We start from the raw sequence: 16,246 nt of genomic DNA, 5'->3' as shown, positions 1-16,246 counted from the left end.
TCGATTTCCTTTAGCGGCTGACAGGGTATGGGTCCGGTGGGGGCTGCATCGTGCAGTTCGCCGTGGGCCCGTGGAAAGCATTAAAGGAGACCGATGTATCGCGCCTGTAGGACGCAGCGGCCGGATTTGTCGGCGTGCGTATCGTTGGTGGGGCGTAATACAAAACCGTACAAAGACCCCGTCCGGGAACACGTCGGGCAGCGGGGACCACCCCGAATCGCCGTTTGTTCGCCGGTCATGCCGGATATCCCGGCACGGTTTCGCGGGAGAATCCCGCTTGCTGACACCGCTTCATGAGTGGAGAATGGCGCAGCCCGCGGCAGAGCATTCCAAGGCACTTCGAAACCGGATTCCTTGCGCCCGAACGGTAGCTCGCCCCCCAAACGACGCCTACTTAGCGCCGACCATCGTGACGTCCTCCGCACCCTTCCGCGCGCCGCGCCTGCATTTCGACCTGACCACCATCCAGCTCTTCATCGCCGTAGCCGATCAGGGCAGCATCACCCGCGGCGCGGCACGGCTGCATCTGGCGGCCGCAGCGGCGTCCAGACGCATCCTCGAACTCGAATCCCAACTCGGCGTGTCCCTGTTCGAACGCCTGCCCCACGGCATGGCCCTGACCGAAGCCGGCCGCGCACTGCTGGCCCACGCCCGCGGTATCACCCATACCGTCCAGCGCATGCAGGACGATGCCGCCTCTTTCGTCGGCGGCGACCTGGGCGTGGTGCGGGTGGCCGCGCCAAAATCGGCGGTCATCCAGTTCCTCCCTTTCGACATCCAGCGCTGCAACACCACCTGCCCCGGTGTCCGCATCGACCTGCAGGAAATGAACAGCCAGGAAGTCCAGCAGTCGTTGCGCCGTGGCACCGTGGACATCGGCATCTATGAAGGCAGCCTGGGCGTGATCGACCTGCCGACCGAGCCGTATCGCGATGACCGGCTGGTCCTGGTGGTAGCGCGCGGCCATGCGCTGGCGCGGCGCAAGCAGGTCACGACGGAGGACGTGCTGGACTGCGACCTGATCGTCCTCGGCGAAAGCTCGGCCATCTCCATCGGCCTGGAGCGTCTGGCGGAGGAAGCCGGCCGCGTGCTCCATATGCGCATGCGGGTTGGCGGCTTCGACAGCATCGCCGCCCTGGTGGCGCAGAACCTGGGCGCCGGGGTAATGCCGGAGGCGATCGCCGGCGAGGTCGCAGCCGGCAGCCGCTTCGTGCGATTGCCCATTGCCGAGCCTTGGGCAAAACGGAAATTCGTGCTTTGCCACAGGCCCCATGGCGCACTTTCTTCCGCCGCACTCAGCGTTCTGAAAGTGCTTGCGCAAAACGCGAAACCAGAATCCCAAAAATAGCGATAGCCCGCGGCGGGCGCATTGCGGAAGATGACTCCATAACGATTAGTACAACGGAGACACGCAATGCAGCGCAGACAATTCATCCTGGCCGCGGCGGCCGGACTGGCGATGCCCGGGCTGGCGCGCGCCGCAGCTGACGTGCAAGGGCCGGTGCGCATCATCGTGGGTTTTGCCCCCGGTGGCGGCACGGACGTGCTGGCGCGCGTGATCGGGCAGAAGCTCGGGGTCATGTGGAATACCAGCGTGGTCGTGGAGAACAAGCCCGGCGCGACCGGCGCGATCGCCGCCGCCTATGTGGCCAAGCAGCCGCCGGATGGCACCACGCTGTTGATGGCGCACGTCAACAGCCATGCGATCGCTCCGGCGCTGCTGGACGTCAAGTACGACCCTCGCACTGATTTCACGCCGATTTCGATGGTGGGTGTCACGCCCAATATGCTGACCTGCCGTCCGGAACAGAAGGTGCGCACCGTTTCGGACATCGTGGCGCTGTGCCGCAAGAACCCGGGCAAGATTTCCTTCGGCTCGTCCGGCATCGGCTCGGCGCAGCATCTGGCGCTGGAGCTGTTCCGGATGCAGGCCAGGATCGACGTGGTGCACGTCCCGTACAAGGGCTCGGGCCCGCTGGTGGCGGACCTGATCGGTGGCCAGATCGACTATGCGTTCGACACGATGACCGCCGCCACGCCCTTTATCCAGCAGGGCAAGGTGATCGCGATCGCGCAGACCCGGCTCAAGCGCGCGGCCAGCCATCCCAATGTGCCGACGCTCGCGGAGTCCGGCTTCCCCGGCCTGGACGCGGCGTCGTGGTACGGGCTGGTGGGGCCGAAGGGCATGTCGCCGGCGCTGGTGCAGCGCATGAACGCGGACGTCAACCGCGTGCTGGCGATGCCCGATGTGGCCGAGCGGCTCAAGAGTTTTGGCGCCGAGGACTCCGGCGGCACGAACCAGCAATTCGGCGCCTTTATCGCGTCGGAGTCCACCAAGTGGGCCAAGGTCGTGAAGGACGCCGGCGTGAAGGCTGAGAGCTGATGGCGCGGAGCCGTCGCTCCCACGTACGCCGACTTATCGAATTTCCCAGGAAGCACCCGATGATCGATTCCACCGATTCCCGCGCGCAAGCGCCTGCCACCAGACTGCCGCTGTCCGGCGTGCGCGTGCTCGACGTCAGCCAGGTCATGGCAGGGCCCTACGCCTGCATGCTGCTGGCCGACCTCGGCGCCGACGTGATCAAGATCGAGCCGCCCCAGGGCGGCGACCAGACGCGCGGGTCGATGGGGTTCAAGATGAAGGGCCCGGACAGCATGGGGTTCCTCAACATGAACCGCAACAAACGCAGCGTCACGCTGGACCTGAAGACCGAGTCCGGGCGGCAGGTGCTGTATCGCCTGGCGGAATCGGCCGACATCCTGGTGGAGAACTACCGCCCCGGCGTGATGAAGCGCCTGGGGATCGACTACGACACGCTCGCCAGGATCAATCCAAAGCTGGTCTATTGCAGCATCTCGGGCTTCGGCCAGAGCGGGCCGTGGGCCGGGCGGCCGGGCTTTGACCTGATGGCGCAGGCGATGTCGGGCGTGATGAGCGTCACCGGCTATCCGGGCGGCGCGCCGGTGAAGGCAGGCGTGCCGGTGGCCGATATCGGCTGCGCGCTGTTCGCGACCTACGGCATGCTGGCGGCCTACATCGGCGCCAAGGAGACGGGGAAGGGGCAGTATGTCGATGCGTCGCTGTTCGACTCGGCGCTGGCGTTTTCGGTGTGGGACACCTGCGAATACTGGGGCACGGGCCGCGAGCCCGAGCCGCTGGGCACGGCCAACCGCATGAGCGCCCCTTACCAGGCGATGAAGGCCGCCGACGGCTACTTTGTGATGGGGGCCACCAACCAGAAGCTGTGGCAGCTGCTGTGCAACACGCTCGACCGGCAAGACCTGCTCGCGGATGAGCGCTTTGCCACCGTGGCGCTGCGGCTGGCCAACCGGCAGCCGCTGATCACCGCACTGGAAGAATGCTTTGCCAGCCAGACCGCGGACTACTGGATCGAGCAGCTGCTCGAAGTCGGCATCCCGGCCGGGCCGATCCTGACCTACCCGCAGGCCTTCGACAGCGAGCACGGCCGGCACCGCCAGATGCGCATCGAGATCGATCATCCGATCGAGGGCAAGGTGCCCAATATCGGCTTTGCGGTGAAGATGGGCGGCACGCCGCAGCAGGTACGGCGCCCGCCGCCGCTGCTCGGCCAGCATACGGAAGAGGTCCTGGCCGAGCTGGGACTGTCGAAGGACGAACAGCAGTCGCTGGCCGCGGCCGGCGCGTTCGGCGCATGAACGCCGCAGTGCCGCCGGGAGGCGGTCAATCCGAGTCGAGCCAGCGCGACGCCGGCGCTGGCAGTGACGGGCAAGTCCGGCTGACGGTGCAAGGGCAGGTCGCGACGCTGACCTTTGATCGCCCGGCCGCGCGCAATGCGATGACTTGGGCGATGTACGAGCAACTCGGCACGCATTGCCGCACGCTCGCGGCGGATAGCAGCGCGGGCGTGCGTGTGGTGGTGCTGCGCGGGGAGGGCGGGGAGGCCTTTGTCGCGGGTACGGACATAGCGCAGTTCCGGCAATTCTCGAACGGCGATGACGGGCTGGCCTACGAAGCGCGCATCGACGAGGGCATCCGCCTGGTCGAACAGCTGCCGATGCCGACCTTGGCCGTCATCGAGGGCTGGGCGGTGGGCGGCGGGCTGGCCGTCGCGACTGCCTGCGATTTCCGCGTGGCGACGCCCAAGGCCCGCTTTGGCGTGCCGATTGCCAAGACACTCGGCAACACGCTGTCAGCGCTGAACCTCGCCAAGCTGCGCGCGGCGTGGGGCTTGCAGCCGGTGCGGCGCATGCTGCTGCTGGCGCAGATCCTGGATGCCGATGCGGCATTGGCGTGCGGGTTCCTGGAGGGCGTCCACGCCGCCGAGTCGCTGGAGAGCGAGGTCGCTGCGCTATGCAACCGGCTCGCCGCGCTGGCGCCTGTTACGCAAACGGTCGTCAAGGAGGCATTGCGGCGGCAGACCGTGGAGGCGGTGGCCGATACCGATGACCTCGTGCGCTTGTGCTACGGGAGCGAAGACTTCCGGGAAGGGGTGGAGGCATTTGTAGGCCGGCGGCCGCCGGAGTGGAAGGGGCGTTAAATGTTCTGGCTGGTCCGGCGCGAATGACGGTTCGCGCCGGACCATTGCCGTTTGCCGCAATGCGGTTTCCGTCGCCTCAGCGGCATCCGGCTGTGTGCCCGCATCACCGCGCGGGCACTTCATAAATCAGCCGTACATACTTCGGCGCGGGCTGGCTGTCCACCACCACGCCGCCCATCGCCTCCGCAATCCGCCGGCTTGCCCAATTCTCTTCCGCCACCGGATAGATGAACCGCAACGGCTCCAGGGCGGCCATCGCCCAGTCCTTCACCGCCAGCACGGCCTCCATTCCGTAGCCGTGGCCGTGGGCGTCTTCCCTGATCCAGATGCCGAACTCCGGTGCCGGCGTATCGGCGTGATGCAGCCCGGCCAGTCCCAGGAATTGGCCGTCATTCGCCCCGCGGATGGTAAAGACGTAATCCGACCCATCGCCCATCGCCGGCAGCCATGCTTGCCAGACGTCGCGGAATGCCGCGGGGGATGGGGCGGGGTCCCATTCCATGTAGCGGGCCAGCGTTGGCGTGATGCAAGGCCAGACTTCGTCGGCATCGGTGCCGCAGAAGGGGATCAGGGCGAGGCGTGCCGAGTGGATCAACGGTGCGGACATGGCGGTCTCGGTGGGAAGTCGGGCACGATCATTATTGCGCACAAGAATCCGTTCCGTCGGTGTACGCTTTGCTTTGCTCAAGTGGCTGCTATATCTACGGGAGGTGGTTCCATGTTGTTTGCTGTTCGCTTCCATGATGATCCATCCAGACTGGAGGTGAGGAAGGCGTTCATGCCGACGCATCTGGAATGGCTTCGTCAGCATCAAGACGAAGTGATTGCGGCTGGTTCGCTCAGGGAGGATCCACAAGAGGCGCCGATCGGAGGATTGTGGATTGTGCGCGCGTCGGATCGCGCAGCAGTCGAATCATTGCTTCGGTCGGACCCATTCTGGACGGAGGGCCTTCGTGAACGCTTTGAGATCCACAGTTGGCACCGTGCTTTCGACGAGGCGGTAACGCTATGATTCTCTGCGATGACACTTTCGACCTTATGCAACAACAAATCCCTATCTGCGCCCGCATCCGTCTGACGCCGGAGTCGCTCGCGCGCGTGCGCGAGTGGGCGGCTCATATTTCCACGCACGGTGCCGAGGCACTGGGAACGCTTCGCGCCGAAGGCGTTTCCATCGAATCCGTGTTCCTCGATACAGCGCCGGATGGCGACTACCTCGTCTACTACATGCGCGCCGCATCGGAAGAGCAGGCTGCTGAAGTGGCCCGTCACTCCGTCGCAGAGATCGACCGCTATCATCAACAGTTCAAGCGCGATACTTGGGCCGAAGTAAGACGGCTCGAGTTGCTGGTCGATCTCGCTACGACCTGATTCCAATACCTGTGGGGCCGCTTAGTCCTGCGCGTATCCTGCGAGCCTTATGAGCCAAGCCCCTTCCATCCGTCCTTTGGTCGCCAGCGATATCGAGCATGTCGCCGCGATTCATCAAGTAGCATTTCCGCGTCAATTGGAATCACTGCTTTGGATATCCTGCAACGCTGCCGCCTATCCACGTATCCGTTACTTTGTCGCAATTGAAGACGGGAAGATCGTCGGCTACATCCAGTGGGCTGAGAAAAGCGGCTTCCGTAAGGAGGTCGTCCTCGAGCTGGAACAGATGGCGGTGCTTCCCGAGAACAGGGGCAGGGGCATTGCGCGCGCGCTTATCAGGCAGTCATTGCCGCAGGTTGCTCGTGAGCTTGAGAAGCGAGGGGCAGCAATCAAGGCGGTCATGGTCACGACGCGAACGGACAATGCTGCGCAACGGATCTATGCGTCCATGCTGGGTGCAATACCGAGGGCGATCATCCCGGATCTGTATTCGGCCGATGAGGTGATCATGATCGCGCTATCGCCTGACGGTAGCGGTTGGTAATGTTGGCAGACATCTCGACCTCAGCTGCCTGACCGGTACTGCCGGGGAAAGGCCGCTAGCGTACGCCCGAAAACCATACCGATTGCAGAATTGTCTCGGTGCCGTCTTAAGTCTTTCCTTTCACACTCCATCGATTCATAGGCTTTTGTCCAATCTTTGGTTGTCAGTTGACAACTTGCGTGGGCAGGCCTAATCTTTGGAGGCAGGAATGGTTCGGACCAGGCACCCTAAGAAGGATATCGAGGCAGCGCTAAGGCACGCAGAGTTGCAGGGCTGGCGCGTCGAGCCAGCGACGGGTACTGGTCATGCGTGGGGGCGTGTTTACTGCCAGAGCGACGACCAGTTATGCCGGAACGGCGAGTTTTGTGTTTTCAGCGTCTATGGCACGCCCAGGAACCCATCCAACCACGCCAGCCGGATCAGACGGATCGTGGACAACTGCGCGCACCGGCACAGCCGCGTACCTTTGGTCAATCTGCAACAGCCGAGATAGCCATGGAATATTCTTTCGCCCTCCGATATCAACTATCGCCGGATGACAACGACCCCGATGCACTGGTCGAACGCCTGTACGAGGCGGGATGTGACGACGCAGTCGTCGGGACGGGCGTGGCACGCCGGATTGCAGTGGCCTTTGACCGCGAGGCGGAGTCCGCCATGGACGCCATCATGAGCGCGCTCGCCGACGTGAAGCGTGCCATACCATCCGCAATGCTGGTTGAAGCCGCGCCGGATCTGGTCGGCCTGACGGATGTTGCCGATGCGATCGGAATGTCCCGCCAGAACATGCGCAAGCTGATGATTGGCCATGCCGAATCGTTTCCGCCGCCGGTGCATGAAGGCACCAGTTCGCTGTGGCATCTGCGCGAGGTCTTGTTGTGGATGAGCAAGAGCGGCTACGAGATAGACCGGACACTGATTGAAACGGCGTCCACGACCATGCAAGTCAACCTGGCAATGCGCGTCAGGGACGTGAGCCCTGCAATGGAGCGCCAGTTCCGGCCGTTGGTGGCCTGAGCAGCGCATCAGGTTGCTCCCGTCAGCGCACTACAACCGACAACGACTATCTGGATGCGGCGGGCCAGCCCAACAAACCAATTTGCCGCATTCTTGAGAATCGTGTCGACTTTTCCGGGTCAAGCGTCTTGCGCCGACCGCGGCAATTCGAGCACCAGCGGCGGCGCCAGCCGCTGCTCATCGCAGTTGTTGCCGTCACCGCCACGGTCCACCACGGCAAAGTACGAAGCTTCCCCGAGCGCCAGCAGCATGTGGTGCCATACGCCGGCGCGATAGTTCACGCCCTGTCGCCCGTTGGTGATGAAGGCGCGCAATGACGCTGGCTCCAGCGTGTCGCCGGGCGGCGCGACCACAACCACAAAAGGACGCTCCGACAGCGGGATGAATGCCTGGCTCCCCAGCGGATGGCGCTCCATCATCGAGATCTCCATCGGGAAGGTGTAGGGGCGCGCCTCAAACAGGTTGATCAGGGCGCGGCCCCCGCCCAGTTCCACCGTGGCGAGATCGTGATGGCGCGTGACCATGCCGCCGTTGATCGGGAATGCAGCGGGATCGTCGGCGGGGCGCGCCGCGATGACGTCGCCGAACGGCGCGAAGGCATCCGCACTGAGGGGCTGCGGGCGCAAACGTACCAGCGCGGACGGGTCGATCGTGGGCGGGCTATGGGATGGCATCGAGTCTCCTTGCTTTTGCGGCATGTCCGGCGCGGCGGCGGTCGGGTTTCCGGTGAGGCCGTCCGCAACTGGTCAGACCAGTTGCGGCAATTGTGGCGGAAGATGTCTTGGCACGCAAGGGCTGAGCCACAGCCACTGGCGTGATGACACAGGCGTCGACAAGATCTCGCGTCGGGCGGTCGTTTGTGGGTGATCAAGCAGACAGAGGGATTTCCCCAGCGAGTTCGCGCCTTGACAGCCATATCTTCGCTCCCTACCATTCGGCAACTACTGGTCAGACCGGTATGACTAAGTGGGAAGCCATGCCAGCCGACCAGCCTGTGCTCCACGCCGACCCCCAATAATTCAAGGAGACCCTCAATGACCCCAACCGAAACCGCCCCGGCCGGGCCGGATGCGCTCGCCCTGCCGCAGGGCCACGCGCAGGCCCGCGAAGATGCGGTGTACCGCAAGGTGGCCTGGCGGCTGCTGCCATTCCTGATGCTGTGCTACGTGGTCGCCTACCTGGATCGCGTCAACGTCGGCTTTGCCAAGCTCAACATGCTGGCCGACCTGCAGTTCAGCGAAGCCGTCTATGGCCTGGGCGCGGGGCTCTTCTTCATTGGCTACTTTTTCTTCGAGGTGCCGAGCAACCTGCTGATGCATCGCATCGGCGCCAAGGCCACCATCTCGCGCATCATGATCCTGTGGAGCCTGATCTCCGCCGCGATGATGTTCGTGCAGACCACCACGCAGTTCTACGTGCTGCGCTTCTTGCTGGGCGCGGCCGAGGCGGGCTTCTATCCGGGCATGATCCTGTACCTGACGTACTGGTTCCCGTCGCATCGGCGCGCGCGCATGGTGGCGTTGTTCATGGCGGCGATTCCCATTTCCGGCATTTTCGGCGGGCCGCTGTCGGGCTGGGTCATGGAGGCCATGCACGGCGTCAACGGCTTGCGCGGCTGGCAATGGATGTTCCTGATCGAGGCGGTGCCGTCGCTGCTGGTTGGCGTGGCGGTGCTCTGGTATCTCGACAACAACATCCAGTCGGCGCGCTGGCTGACCGACGACGAAAAGGCCCTGCTGGCGCGCAACATCGCCGCCGAGAACGCGCAGAAGTCCGCCCATATGTCGCTGCGGACCCTGGTGACTGACTCTCGCGTGCTGAAGATGACGCTGATCTGCTTCTGCACGGTGATGGGCCAGTACGGCCTGACCTTCTGGCTGCCGACGCTGATCAAGCAAACCGGTGTGAAGAGCGTGCTCGACGTGGGCCTGCTGACCGCGATTCCGTTCGGCGTCGCGGTGGTGTCGATGATCCTGGTCAGCCGCAGTTCCGACCGCATGCGCGAGCGCCGCTGGCACCTGATCGTGCCGTTCTGCTGCGCCGCCACGGGGCTGGTGCTGAGTACCGTGTTCAGCCACAACACCGCGCTGTCGCTGGCTGCGCTGGCGCTGGCCGCGGGCGGCAGCCTGGCGACCTCGCCGCTGTTCTGGAGCCTGCCCACGTCGATCCTGTCCGGCGTCGGTGCGGCGGCGGGGATCGCGCTGATCAATTCGTTTGCCAACCTGGCCGGCTTTATCAGCCCCTTCATGATCGGCCTGATCAAGGATGCAACGCAGAGCACCGACGCGGCCATGTTCGTGCTTGCCGGGGTGCTGCTGTGCGGGGCGCTGCTGACGTATTCCGTGCCGGCCAAGCTGGTTAACAAGTAAAGGCAGCGGCCGCGCGCCTGGCAGGCGGCGGACGGGGCGGGTTTGTCGGCTAGAATTCCCGGCAACCGTCCTCGCGCCGCCGATTTGCCACCAGTTCACGTATGACCGGATCTTCCTCTTCCGTCGCCAACCAGGCTGTCAGCCTCATCCAGCAATGGGTGCGCGACGGCATCTTTCCGGTGGGCACGCTGCTGCCCGCGCAGCGGGAGCTGGCGGCAAAGGTCGGCATCAGCCGCGCATCGTTGCGCGAAGCGATTTCCACGCTGCAAGGGATGGGCGTGGTGATGGCGCGCCCGGGCAAGGGCGTGTACGTGACCGCCGTGTCGCCCGCGGCGGAGGCGCAGGCGACGCCGCCGTGGCGCTTCGCGGCCACGCATTCGCTGATCGACATCTATCAGCTGCGCTTCGCGCTGGAAGGCTTGACTGCCCGCCTTGCCGCACTGGCCATCTCCACCGACGAAATCGAAGAACTGCGCCAGAATGCCGCGGCCATGCAGCGCGCGATCGAGGCCGATGCGTACGATGAAGCGTCGCAACTGGATTACGAGTTCCATACGCTGATCGTGACGGTATCGGGCAACCAGGTGATCCGCGAGATCCTGCGCGAAAGCGCCGAGGTGATGCGCGAAAGCCAGCGCCTGCCGTACTACCGGCGCGGCGCGCGCAACGCCACCTTCACCGAGCACAGCGGGATCATCGAAGCGCTCGCTGCGCGCCAGCCGGAGCAGGCCCAGCGCGCCATGGAGCGCCACATCATGCTGGCGGCCCGGCGCGCCGGCGTGCATTTCCCGACGGGCGACGAGAAAGAGGATTGAGGCCAGGTCGGCACCCCTGTGCGCTGGTGCCGCGATTCCGGCGTCTGACGCAGTGCCGGCTCAATCCAGCCGGATGTTGTATTCCTTGATCACATTCCCCCAGTAAGCCTGGTCGGCCTTCGCCACCGCCGCGAACGCGGCCGGGCGCGATGTCTTGACGATCAGTCCGAGGTCGGCCATGCGTTGCCGGATATCGGCCGCGGCCATCACCGTCTCCACATCCGCGGAAATCTTCTCGACGACAGGCTGCGGCGTTCCGGCCGTGGTGAACAGGCCGAGCCAGGCCGGGCCGTCCAACCCCTTATAGCCGAGCTCCTGGAAGGTGGGCACGTCGGGCAGCATCGGCGCGCGCGCGTTGCCGGTCACGGCCAGCGGCTGCAGCTTGCCGGTGCGCGCATGCTGGCGCACGGTCATGGGTGACAGCGTACCCAGCGAGATCTGGCCGCCGATCAGGTCGGTGGCGATCGGGGCTTCTCCTTTGTATGGGACGTGCAGCAGCTCGGCGCCGGCAACGGCCGCGAACACCTGCATATAGAGATGGGCGCCGGTGCCGATGCCATGAGTGCCGTAGGAAATCTTGTTCGGCTGCGTCTTGGCCAGGCTGACCACCTCGGGCAGCGTGCGCGGCATGGCGCTGTTGGCGGTCAGCACCAGGCTGGAGGTGCACAACTGGCCGATGGCGGTCAGGTCGCGCAGCGGATCGAACGGGGGCTTGGCCACCATGTACGGCGTCTGCACCAGGCTGGGGAGCGCCAGCAGCAGCGTGTAGCCATCCGGCGACGCCTTGGCCACCACGTCGGCGCCGATCATGCCGCCGACGCCCGGGCGGTTCTCGACGATGACCGGGCGCTGCCACAGCTTGCCGAGCGGTTCGCCGAGCGCGCGTGCCAGCACATCGGTGGCGCCGCCCGGCGGGTAGGGCACGACCAGCCGTACCGGCTTCGACGGATAGTTCGACACAGCGGACTGTCCTGACTGGGCCCGGGCATGGCCAAGGCCAAGTGCCGAAGCCGTGGCGGCGAGGGAGCCTGCCCCCAGCCACTGCAGGGCTTTGCGTCGGTCAGCTTGCATGGTGTTTCCTCCTGGTTATGACGTCCTGGTTGTCTTGTCGCGCCTTGCGCGCATGGAAAACCGCAGCGTACGGGCCGCTGCCGGCGCGGCACATCGGCGCTATGGACGAGACGTTGGGGCGGTATTTACCCCGAGGAGCAAGCACTGATGACATCGTCGCCGTGAAATCTTTCAACACGCGCGGCAAGAAATCTAAATTCCCTTTCAGTACCCATTCTGTGACGATACCCGCAGGTGCACGATTGCACCTTTTTTGTCTTTGGCGGAGGACGTCCTATGGCAACCCGCAAGCGCAACGGGCTCCATTCACGCGCCCCGGCGCGCGGCGCAGCGCAAGCGCTGCCTGCCTCTGCTGCGGCGCCGCATCGACGCCGCGGATTCCTGGTTGCCGTGCTGGCCTGTGCGGGCATCGCGGCAGGTGCGGGCGGCAGCTGGTGGTACGCGCAGTCGAGCGGCGGCACAGCGCGTGGGGTGGTGGAAGGCGACGGCAAGAACGGCCCGTTCGGCATGGTCCGTGTACCCGGCGGCGAATTCCTGATGGGCAGCGACAGCAAGATGGCGCAGGCCAACGAGAAGCCGGCGCACAAGGTGCGCGTGCATGCCTTCTGGATGGACAAGCACCACGTCACCAATGCCGAGTTCCGCAAGTTCGTCGAGGCCACGGGGTACGTCACCACGGCTGAGCGGGCGCCGGACTGGGAAACCCTGAAGGTACAACTGCCCCCCGGCACGCCGCGTCCGCCCGACAGCGCGATGGTGGCCGGAGGCATGGTTTTTGTCGGCACGCCGCGTCCGGTGCCGCTGCAGGACTACTCGCGCTGGTGGCGGTACGTGCCTGGCGCCGACTGGCGTCATCCGGGCGGCCCCGGTACCTCGATCGAAGGCAAGGACGACCATCCGGTGGTGCAGGTGTCTTACGAAGATGCGCAGGCCTACGCCAAATGGGCCGGCAAGCGCCTGCCCACCGAAGCTGAGTGGGAATTTGCCGCGCGTGGCGGGCTGGAGCAAGCCACCTACGCATGGGGCGACCAGTTCGCGCCCGCCGGCAAGCAGATGGCCAACGTCTGGCAGGGCCAGCAGAGCCAGCCGTTCCCCGTTGCCAGTCCGGTAGTCAGCCAGGTAGTCAGCCAGGTTGTCAGCCCCAAGGCCGGCGGCGCGCTGGGCACCAGCCCGGTCGGCACGTTTCCGCCCAACGGCTATGGGCTGTCCGACATGACCGGCAATGCCTGGCAATGGGTCGCCGACTGGTACCGCGCCGACCAGTTCCGGCGCGAAGCCGGCAAGGCGCAGCCGATCGAGAATCCGGCCGGCCCGCTGGCTTCGTGGGACCCCGGCGAGCCGGGCGTACCGGTCAATGCGCCCAAGCGCGTGACGCGCGGCGGCTCGTTTCTCTGCAACGAAGACTACTGCCTGAGCTACCGCCCCAGCGCACGGCGCGGGACGGATCCGTTCAACAGCATGTCGCACCTTGGCTTCCGGCTGGTGATGGACGACAGCCGCTGGACCGAGATGCGCCGCAATGCGCCCCATATGCCGCTGGCAATGGGTGGACAGCCGCAGCCGGCGGCACGCTGATGCCGGGCCGCATCGACACGAGACAGGAGCAAGCGTCATGAGCATGCCCAACAACAACGCCTTGCGCGCCGGCGCATCGCGCAGGACGATCGCCGCACTGTGCGCCGCGCTGGTGCTTGCCGGCTTGCAGCTTTCCGGCTGTACCGCGCCCGCCGTACCTGCGGCCCCCGCAGCAGCGGCCACTGCAACCCAGGCGGCGCTGCCCGCGGAACAGGCCCTGCCATCGTGGCGCGACGGCGCCGCGCGTCAGGCGCTGCTCAAATTCGTGGCCGACGTGACGCGCCCGGGCTCGCCCACCTTCGTGCCACCCGAGGCGCGCGTGGCGGTGTTCGACAACGACGGCACGCTTTGGAGCGAGCAGCCGCTTTACTTCCAGTTTTTCTTCCTGCTCGACCAGGTCAGGGCTGCTGCGCCGCAGCATCCGGAGTGGCGCAGCAATGCCGCGTTCAAGGCGCTGATGGCCAACGACATGAATGCGCTGATGGCAAACCAGAAGCAGCTGCTCGGTCTGATCACCACGGCCAACAGCGGCATGAGCGTGGACGAGTACGACCGCACCATCCGAGACTGGCTGTCCAGGGCGCGCCATCCCAAGTTCAAGCGGCCCTATACCGAGCTGGTCTACCAGCCGCAGCTCGAACTGCTGTCCTACCTGCGTGCCAATGGCTTCAAGACCTACATCGTGTCCGGCGGCACCATCGATTTCATGCGGCCCTGGAGCCAGCAGGTCTATGGCATTCCGCCCGAGCAGGTGATTGGCTCGTCCCAGGCGGTGCGCTACATGGTGCGCGACGGCAAGCCCGTGCTGGTGCGCGATCCCAAGCTCGACTTTATCGATGACGGCCCCGGCAAGCCGGTCGGCATCTACCGCCATATTGGCCGCCGGCCCATCCTCGCTGTCGGCAATTCGGACGGCGACTTGCAGATGCTCGAGTACACCGCCGGCGGCGACGGTCCGCGCATGGCGGTGCTGGTGCATCACGACGATGCCGAGCGGGAGTTCGCCTACGACCGCCAGTCCAAGGTAGGCAAGCTCGACAAGGCCCTGGATGCGGCCAGAGCAAAGGGCTGGGCCGTGGTCAGCATGAAGCAGGACTGGCAGCAGATTTATCCGGCCGGCAAGCCATGAGCACGATGAGAGCAGCAGTGAACCGACCGTAACGGGTCAATGAACGGAGGCGGAACATGCACCGAGTTGAAGCAGGCATAACGAAAGGGCGGGGCTCCAGGCTGGTGATGCTGGCCATGGCCGCCGCCGTGTTCACGATCGCGGGCTGCGGCAAGAAGGAGACGCCGCCCAAGGAACAGCAGCCGGCGGCACAGGCGCCTGCGGCGGCGCCGGCACCCACCGCGGCCGAGCCAGTACCAGCCAGGGAGAGCCCGCCGGTGGCGGCCACCGCGCCGGTTGCCGCGGCTTCGGCGCCCGCGCTGGCGGCCACCGCGCCGTCCGGCAAGAAGCCCAACATCCTCGTCATCTTCGGCGATGACATCGGACAGACCAACATCAGCGCCTATAGCCACGGTGTGGTGGGCTATCGCACGCCCAATATCGACCGCATCGCGCAGGAAGGCATGATGCTCACCGACTACTACGGCGAGAACAGCTGCACGGCCGGCCGCTCCACCTTCATCACCGGTGAAGTCGGGTTGCGCACGGGCCTGCTGAAAGTCGGCATCCCGGGTGCGCCAGTCGGCCTGCAGGCGCAGAACGTCACCATCGCACAGGCCCTCAAGCCGCTTGGCTATGCCACCGGACAGTTTGGCAAGAACCACCTGGGCGACCGCAACGAGTACCTGCCGACCGCGCATGGCTTCGACGAGTTCTTTGGCAACCTCTACCACCTGAATGCGGAAGAGGAGCCCGAGCGCCCGTACTATCCGAAGAACGACGCGGCCTGGGTGAAGGCGAACGCGCCGCGCGGCGTCATCCGTTCCTTTGCCGACGGCAAGGTGGAGGATACCGGCCCGCTGAACCGCAAGCGCATGGAGACCATCGACGACGAGACCACGGCGGCCGCGATCGGTTTCATGGAGAAACAGGTCAAGGCCGACAAGCCGTTCTTCGTGTGGATGAACACTACGCGCATGCACCTGTTCACCCACGTACGCGAGTCGAGGCGCGGGCAGAGCGGCATGCCGGGCAATGAATATGCGGACGGCATGATCGAACACGACGGCGATGTCGGCAAGCTGCTCAAGTCACTGGATGACCTGAAGATCGCGGACAACACGATCGTGATCTACACGACTGACAACGGCCCGAACCAGTTCAGCTGGCCAGACGCCGCGACCACGCCGTTCCGCAGCGAGAAGGACACCAACTGGGAGGGCGCATTCCGCGTGCCGGCGATCGTCCGGTGGCCCGGCCGCATCAAGCCCAGTACCGTGTCCACGACGATGATGTCCGGGCTCGACTGGTTCCCGACCCTGCTTGCCGCGGCCGGCGATACTGACATCAAGGACAGGCTGCTCAAGGGCACCAGCATCGGCGGAAAGTCATTCAAGGTTCACCTCGATGGCTACAATTTCCTGCCATACCTGACCGGTCAAACCAATACCGGGCCCCGCCAGGATTTCTACTACTTCAACGATGACGGCGTACTGGTGGCGATGCGGCACAACGACTGGAAGTTCGTCTTCTGCGAGCAGCGCCGGCCGGGCGGCTTCGAGGTGTGGACGAACCCCTTTACCTGCCTGCGCGTGCCGAAGGCATTCAACCTGCGCATGGATCCCTATGAGCGGGCGGATATCGTTTCCGATCAGTACTATGACTGGACCGCGAAGAATGCCTACATGATCAGCTATGCGTCGTCGCGGGTAGCGCCGTTCCTCCAGACATTCAAGGCCTATCCACCCAGCCAGAGGCCGGCAAGCTTCACCATTGACCAGATGACCGAGGCGTTGATGAACTCCCTCGACAAGGGGGCGGCGGGAGGAAAGTAAACCTCCCGGCGAACCTCTTCA

Annotated in this window: 17 protein-coding genes; 14 read left to right on the top strand and 3 right to left on the bottom strand. The window is 65.1% G+C overall.

Going from position 1 to position 16,246, the window contains the following annotated elements:
• The first annotated feature begins 304 nt into the window (after positions 1-304).
• From ACIP1U_RS06180 to ACIP1U_RS06165, 4 genes are all read left to right on the top strand, one after another.
• A complete protein-coding gene (locus ACIP1U_RS06180) occupies positions 305-1,348 on the top strand; it encodes a LysR substrate-binding domain-containing protein (protein ID WP_400312771.1) in 1,044 nt (347 codons plus the stop codon).
• A gap of 66 nt (positions 1,349-1,414) precedes the next feature.
• Entirely contained in the window at positions 1,415-2,383 is a 969-nt protein-coding gene (locus ACIP1U_RS06175; RefSeq protein WP_400312769.1) for a Bug family tripartite tricarboxylate transporter substrate binding protein, read from the top strand.
• 59 nt (positions 2,384-2,442) lie between these two features.
• Positions 2,443-3,678: a CaiB/BaiF CoA transferase family protein gene (locus tag ACIP1U_RS06170; RefSeq protein ID WP_400312767.1), complete on the top strand. Its 1,236-nt coding sequence runs from the start codon at positions 2,443-2,445 to the stop codon at positions 3,676-3,678.
• The gene (locus tag ACIP1U_RS06165) at positions 3,675-4,520 is read left to right on the top strand and encodes an enoyl-CoA hydratase/isomerase family protein (RefSeq protein WP_400312765.1); all 846 of its coding nucleotides are present in this window, start codon (positions 3,675-3,677) and stop codon (positions 4,518-4,520) included. The genes ACIP1U_RS06170 and ACIP1U_RS06165 overlap by 4 nt, the downstream gene beginning before the upstream one ends.
• A gap of 103 nt (positions 4,521-4,623) precedes the next feature.
• Here the strand turns inward: ACIP1U_RS06165 and ACIP1U_RS06160 are convergent, their stop codons facing one another.
• Positions 4,624-5,262 carry a GNAT family N-acetyltransferase gene (locus tag ACIP1U_RS06160; RefSeq protein WP_400312763.1) on the bottom strand — a complete coding sequence of 213 codons (639 nt, stop codon included), beginning with the start codon at positions 5,260-5,262 and terminating at the stop codon, positions 4,624-4,626.
• A 36-nt stretch (positions 5,263-5,298) separates the two neighbouring features.
• Here ACIP1U_RS06160 and ACIP1U_RS06155 point away from each other — a divergent pair, with 36 nt between their 5' ends.
• The 5 genes from ACIP1U_RS06155 to ACIP1U_RS06135 all read left to right on the top strand — a co-directional run bounded on the left by ACIP1U_RS06155 (position 5,299) and on the right by ACIP1U_RS06135 (position 7,452).
• On the top strand, positions 5,299-5,532 hold the full coding sequence (locus ACIP1U_RS06155; protein WP_400312761.1) for a YciI family protein: 234 nt from the start codon (positions 5,299-5,301) through the stop codon (positions 5,530-5,532).
• Between the two features lie 26 nt (positions 5,533-5,558).
• On the top strand, positions 5,559-5,891 hold the full coding sequence (locus ACIP1U_RS06150; RefSeq protein WP_400312759.1) for a DUF6176 family protein: 333 nt from the start codon (positions 5,559-5,561) through the stop codon (positions 5,889-5,891).
• A 49-nt stretch (positions 5,892-5,940) separates the two neighbouring features.
• Positions 5,941-6,435: a GNAT family N-acetyltransferase gene (locus tag ACIP1U_RS06145; protein WP_400312757.1), complete on the top strand. Its 495-nt coding sequence runs from the start codon at positions 5,941-5,943 to the stop codon at positions 6,433-6,435.
• A 208-nt stretch (positions 6,436-6,643) separates the two neighbouring features.
• Positions 6,644-6,928 (top strand): hypothetical protein, encoded by a 285-nt coding sequence (locus tag ACIP1U_RS06140; protein WP_400312755.1) that lies wholly within the window; start codon positions 6,644-6,646, stop codon positions 6,926-6,928.
• A gap of 2 nt (positions 6,929-6,930) precedes the next feature.
• Complete coding sequence (locus tag ACIP1U_RS06135) at positions 6,931-7,452, top strand: helix-turn-helix transcriptional regulator (RefSeq protein ID WP_400312753.1); 522 nt, start codon at positions 6,931-6,933, stop codon at positions 7,450-7,452.
• Between the two features lie 119 nt (positions 7,453-7,571).
• Here the strand turns inward: ACIP1U_RS06135 and ACIP1U_RS06130 are convergent, their stop codons facing one another.
• Positions 7,572-8,126, bottom strand: coding sequence for an ureidoglycolate lyase (locus ACIP1U_RS06130; RefSeq protein ID WP_400312751.1), 555 nt, complete (start codon positions 8,124-8,126; stop codon positions 7,572-7,574).
• 360 nt (positions 8,127-8,486) lie between these two features.
• On the opposite strand from ACIP1U_RS06130, the gene ACIP1U_RS06125 reads away from it, so the two are divergent.
• Positions 8,487-9,821 carry an MFS transporter gene (locus ACIP1U_RS06125; RefSeq protein ID WP_400312749.1) on the top strand — a complete coding sequence of 445 codons (1,335 nt, stop codon included), beginning with the start codon at positions 8,487-8,489 and terminating at the stop codon, positions 9,819-9,821.
• Between the two features lie 101 nt (positions 9,822-9,922).
• On the top strand, positions 9,923-10,636 hold the full coding sequence (locus ACIP1U_RS06120; RefSeq protein ID WP_400312747.1) for a FadR/GntR family transcriptional regulator: 714 nt from the start codon (positions 9,923-9,925) through the stop codon (positions 10,634-10,636).
• A gap of 60 nt (positions 10,637-10,696) precedes the next feature.
• Here ACIP1U_RS06120 and ACIP1U_RS06115 read toward each other — a convergent pair whose 3' ends face one another.
• Positions 10,697-11,707: a Bug family tripartite tricarboxylate transporter substrate binding protein gene (locus tag ACIP1U_RS06115; RefSeq protein WP_400312745.1), complete on the bottom strand. Its 1,011-nt coding sequence runs from the start codon at positions 11,705-11,707 to the stop codon at positions 10,697-10,699.
• A 276-nt stretch (positions 11,708-11,983) separates the two neighbouring features.
• Between ACIP1U_RS06115 and ACIP1U_RS06110 the strand changes: the two genes are divergently transcribed.
• The 3 genes from ACIP1U_RS06110 to ACIP1U_RS06100 are packed head-to-tail and all read left to right on the top strand — an operon-like array spanning position 11,984 to position 16,225.
• Positions 11,984-13,282, top strand: coding sequence for a formylglycine-generating enzyme family protein (locus ACIP1U_RS06110; RefSeq protein ID WP_400312744.1), 1,299 nt, complete (start codon positions 11,984-11,986; stop codon positions 13,280-13,282).
• Between the two features lie 43 nt (positions 13,283-13,325).
• Positions 13,326-14,411, top strand: a complete 1,086-nt coding sequence (locus ACIP1U_RS06105) for an HAD family hydrolase (protein WP_400312841.1) — start codon at positions 13,326-13,328, stop codon at positions 14,409-14,411.
• A gap of 56 nt (positions 14,412-14,467) precedes the next feature.
• Positions 14,468-16,225 carry an arylsulfatase gene (locus ACIP1U_RS06100; RefSeq protein WP_400312742.1) on the top strand — a complete coding sequence of 586 codons (1,758 nt, stop codon included), beginning with the start codon at positions 14,468-14,470 and terminating at the stop codon, positions 16,223-16,225.
• The last annotated feature ends 21 nt before the right edge of the window (positions 16,226-16,246 follow it).

The organism is Cupriavidus sp. NPDC089707, assembly GCF_044748965.1.
Classification (GTDB): domain Bacteria; phylum Pseudomonadota; class Gammaproteobacteria; order Burkholderiales; family Burkholderiaceae; genus Cupriavidus.
The sequence above is the reverse complement of the archived record's forward strand: the minus strand, read 5'-3'. Positions and strand labels throughout refer to the sequence as shown.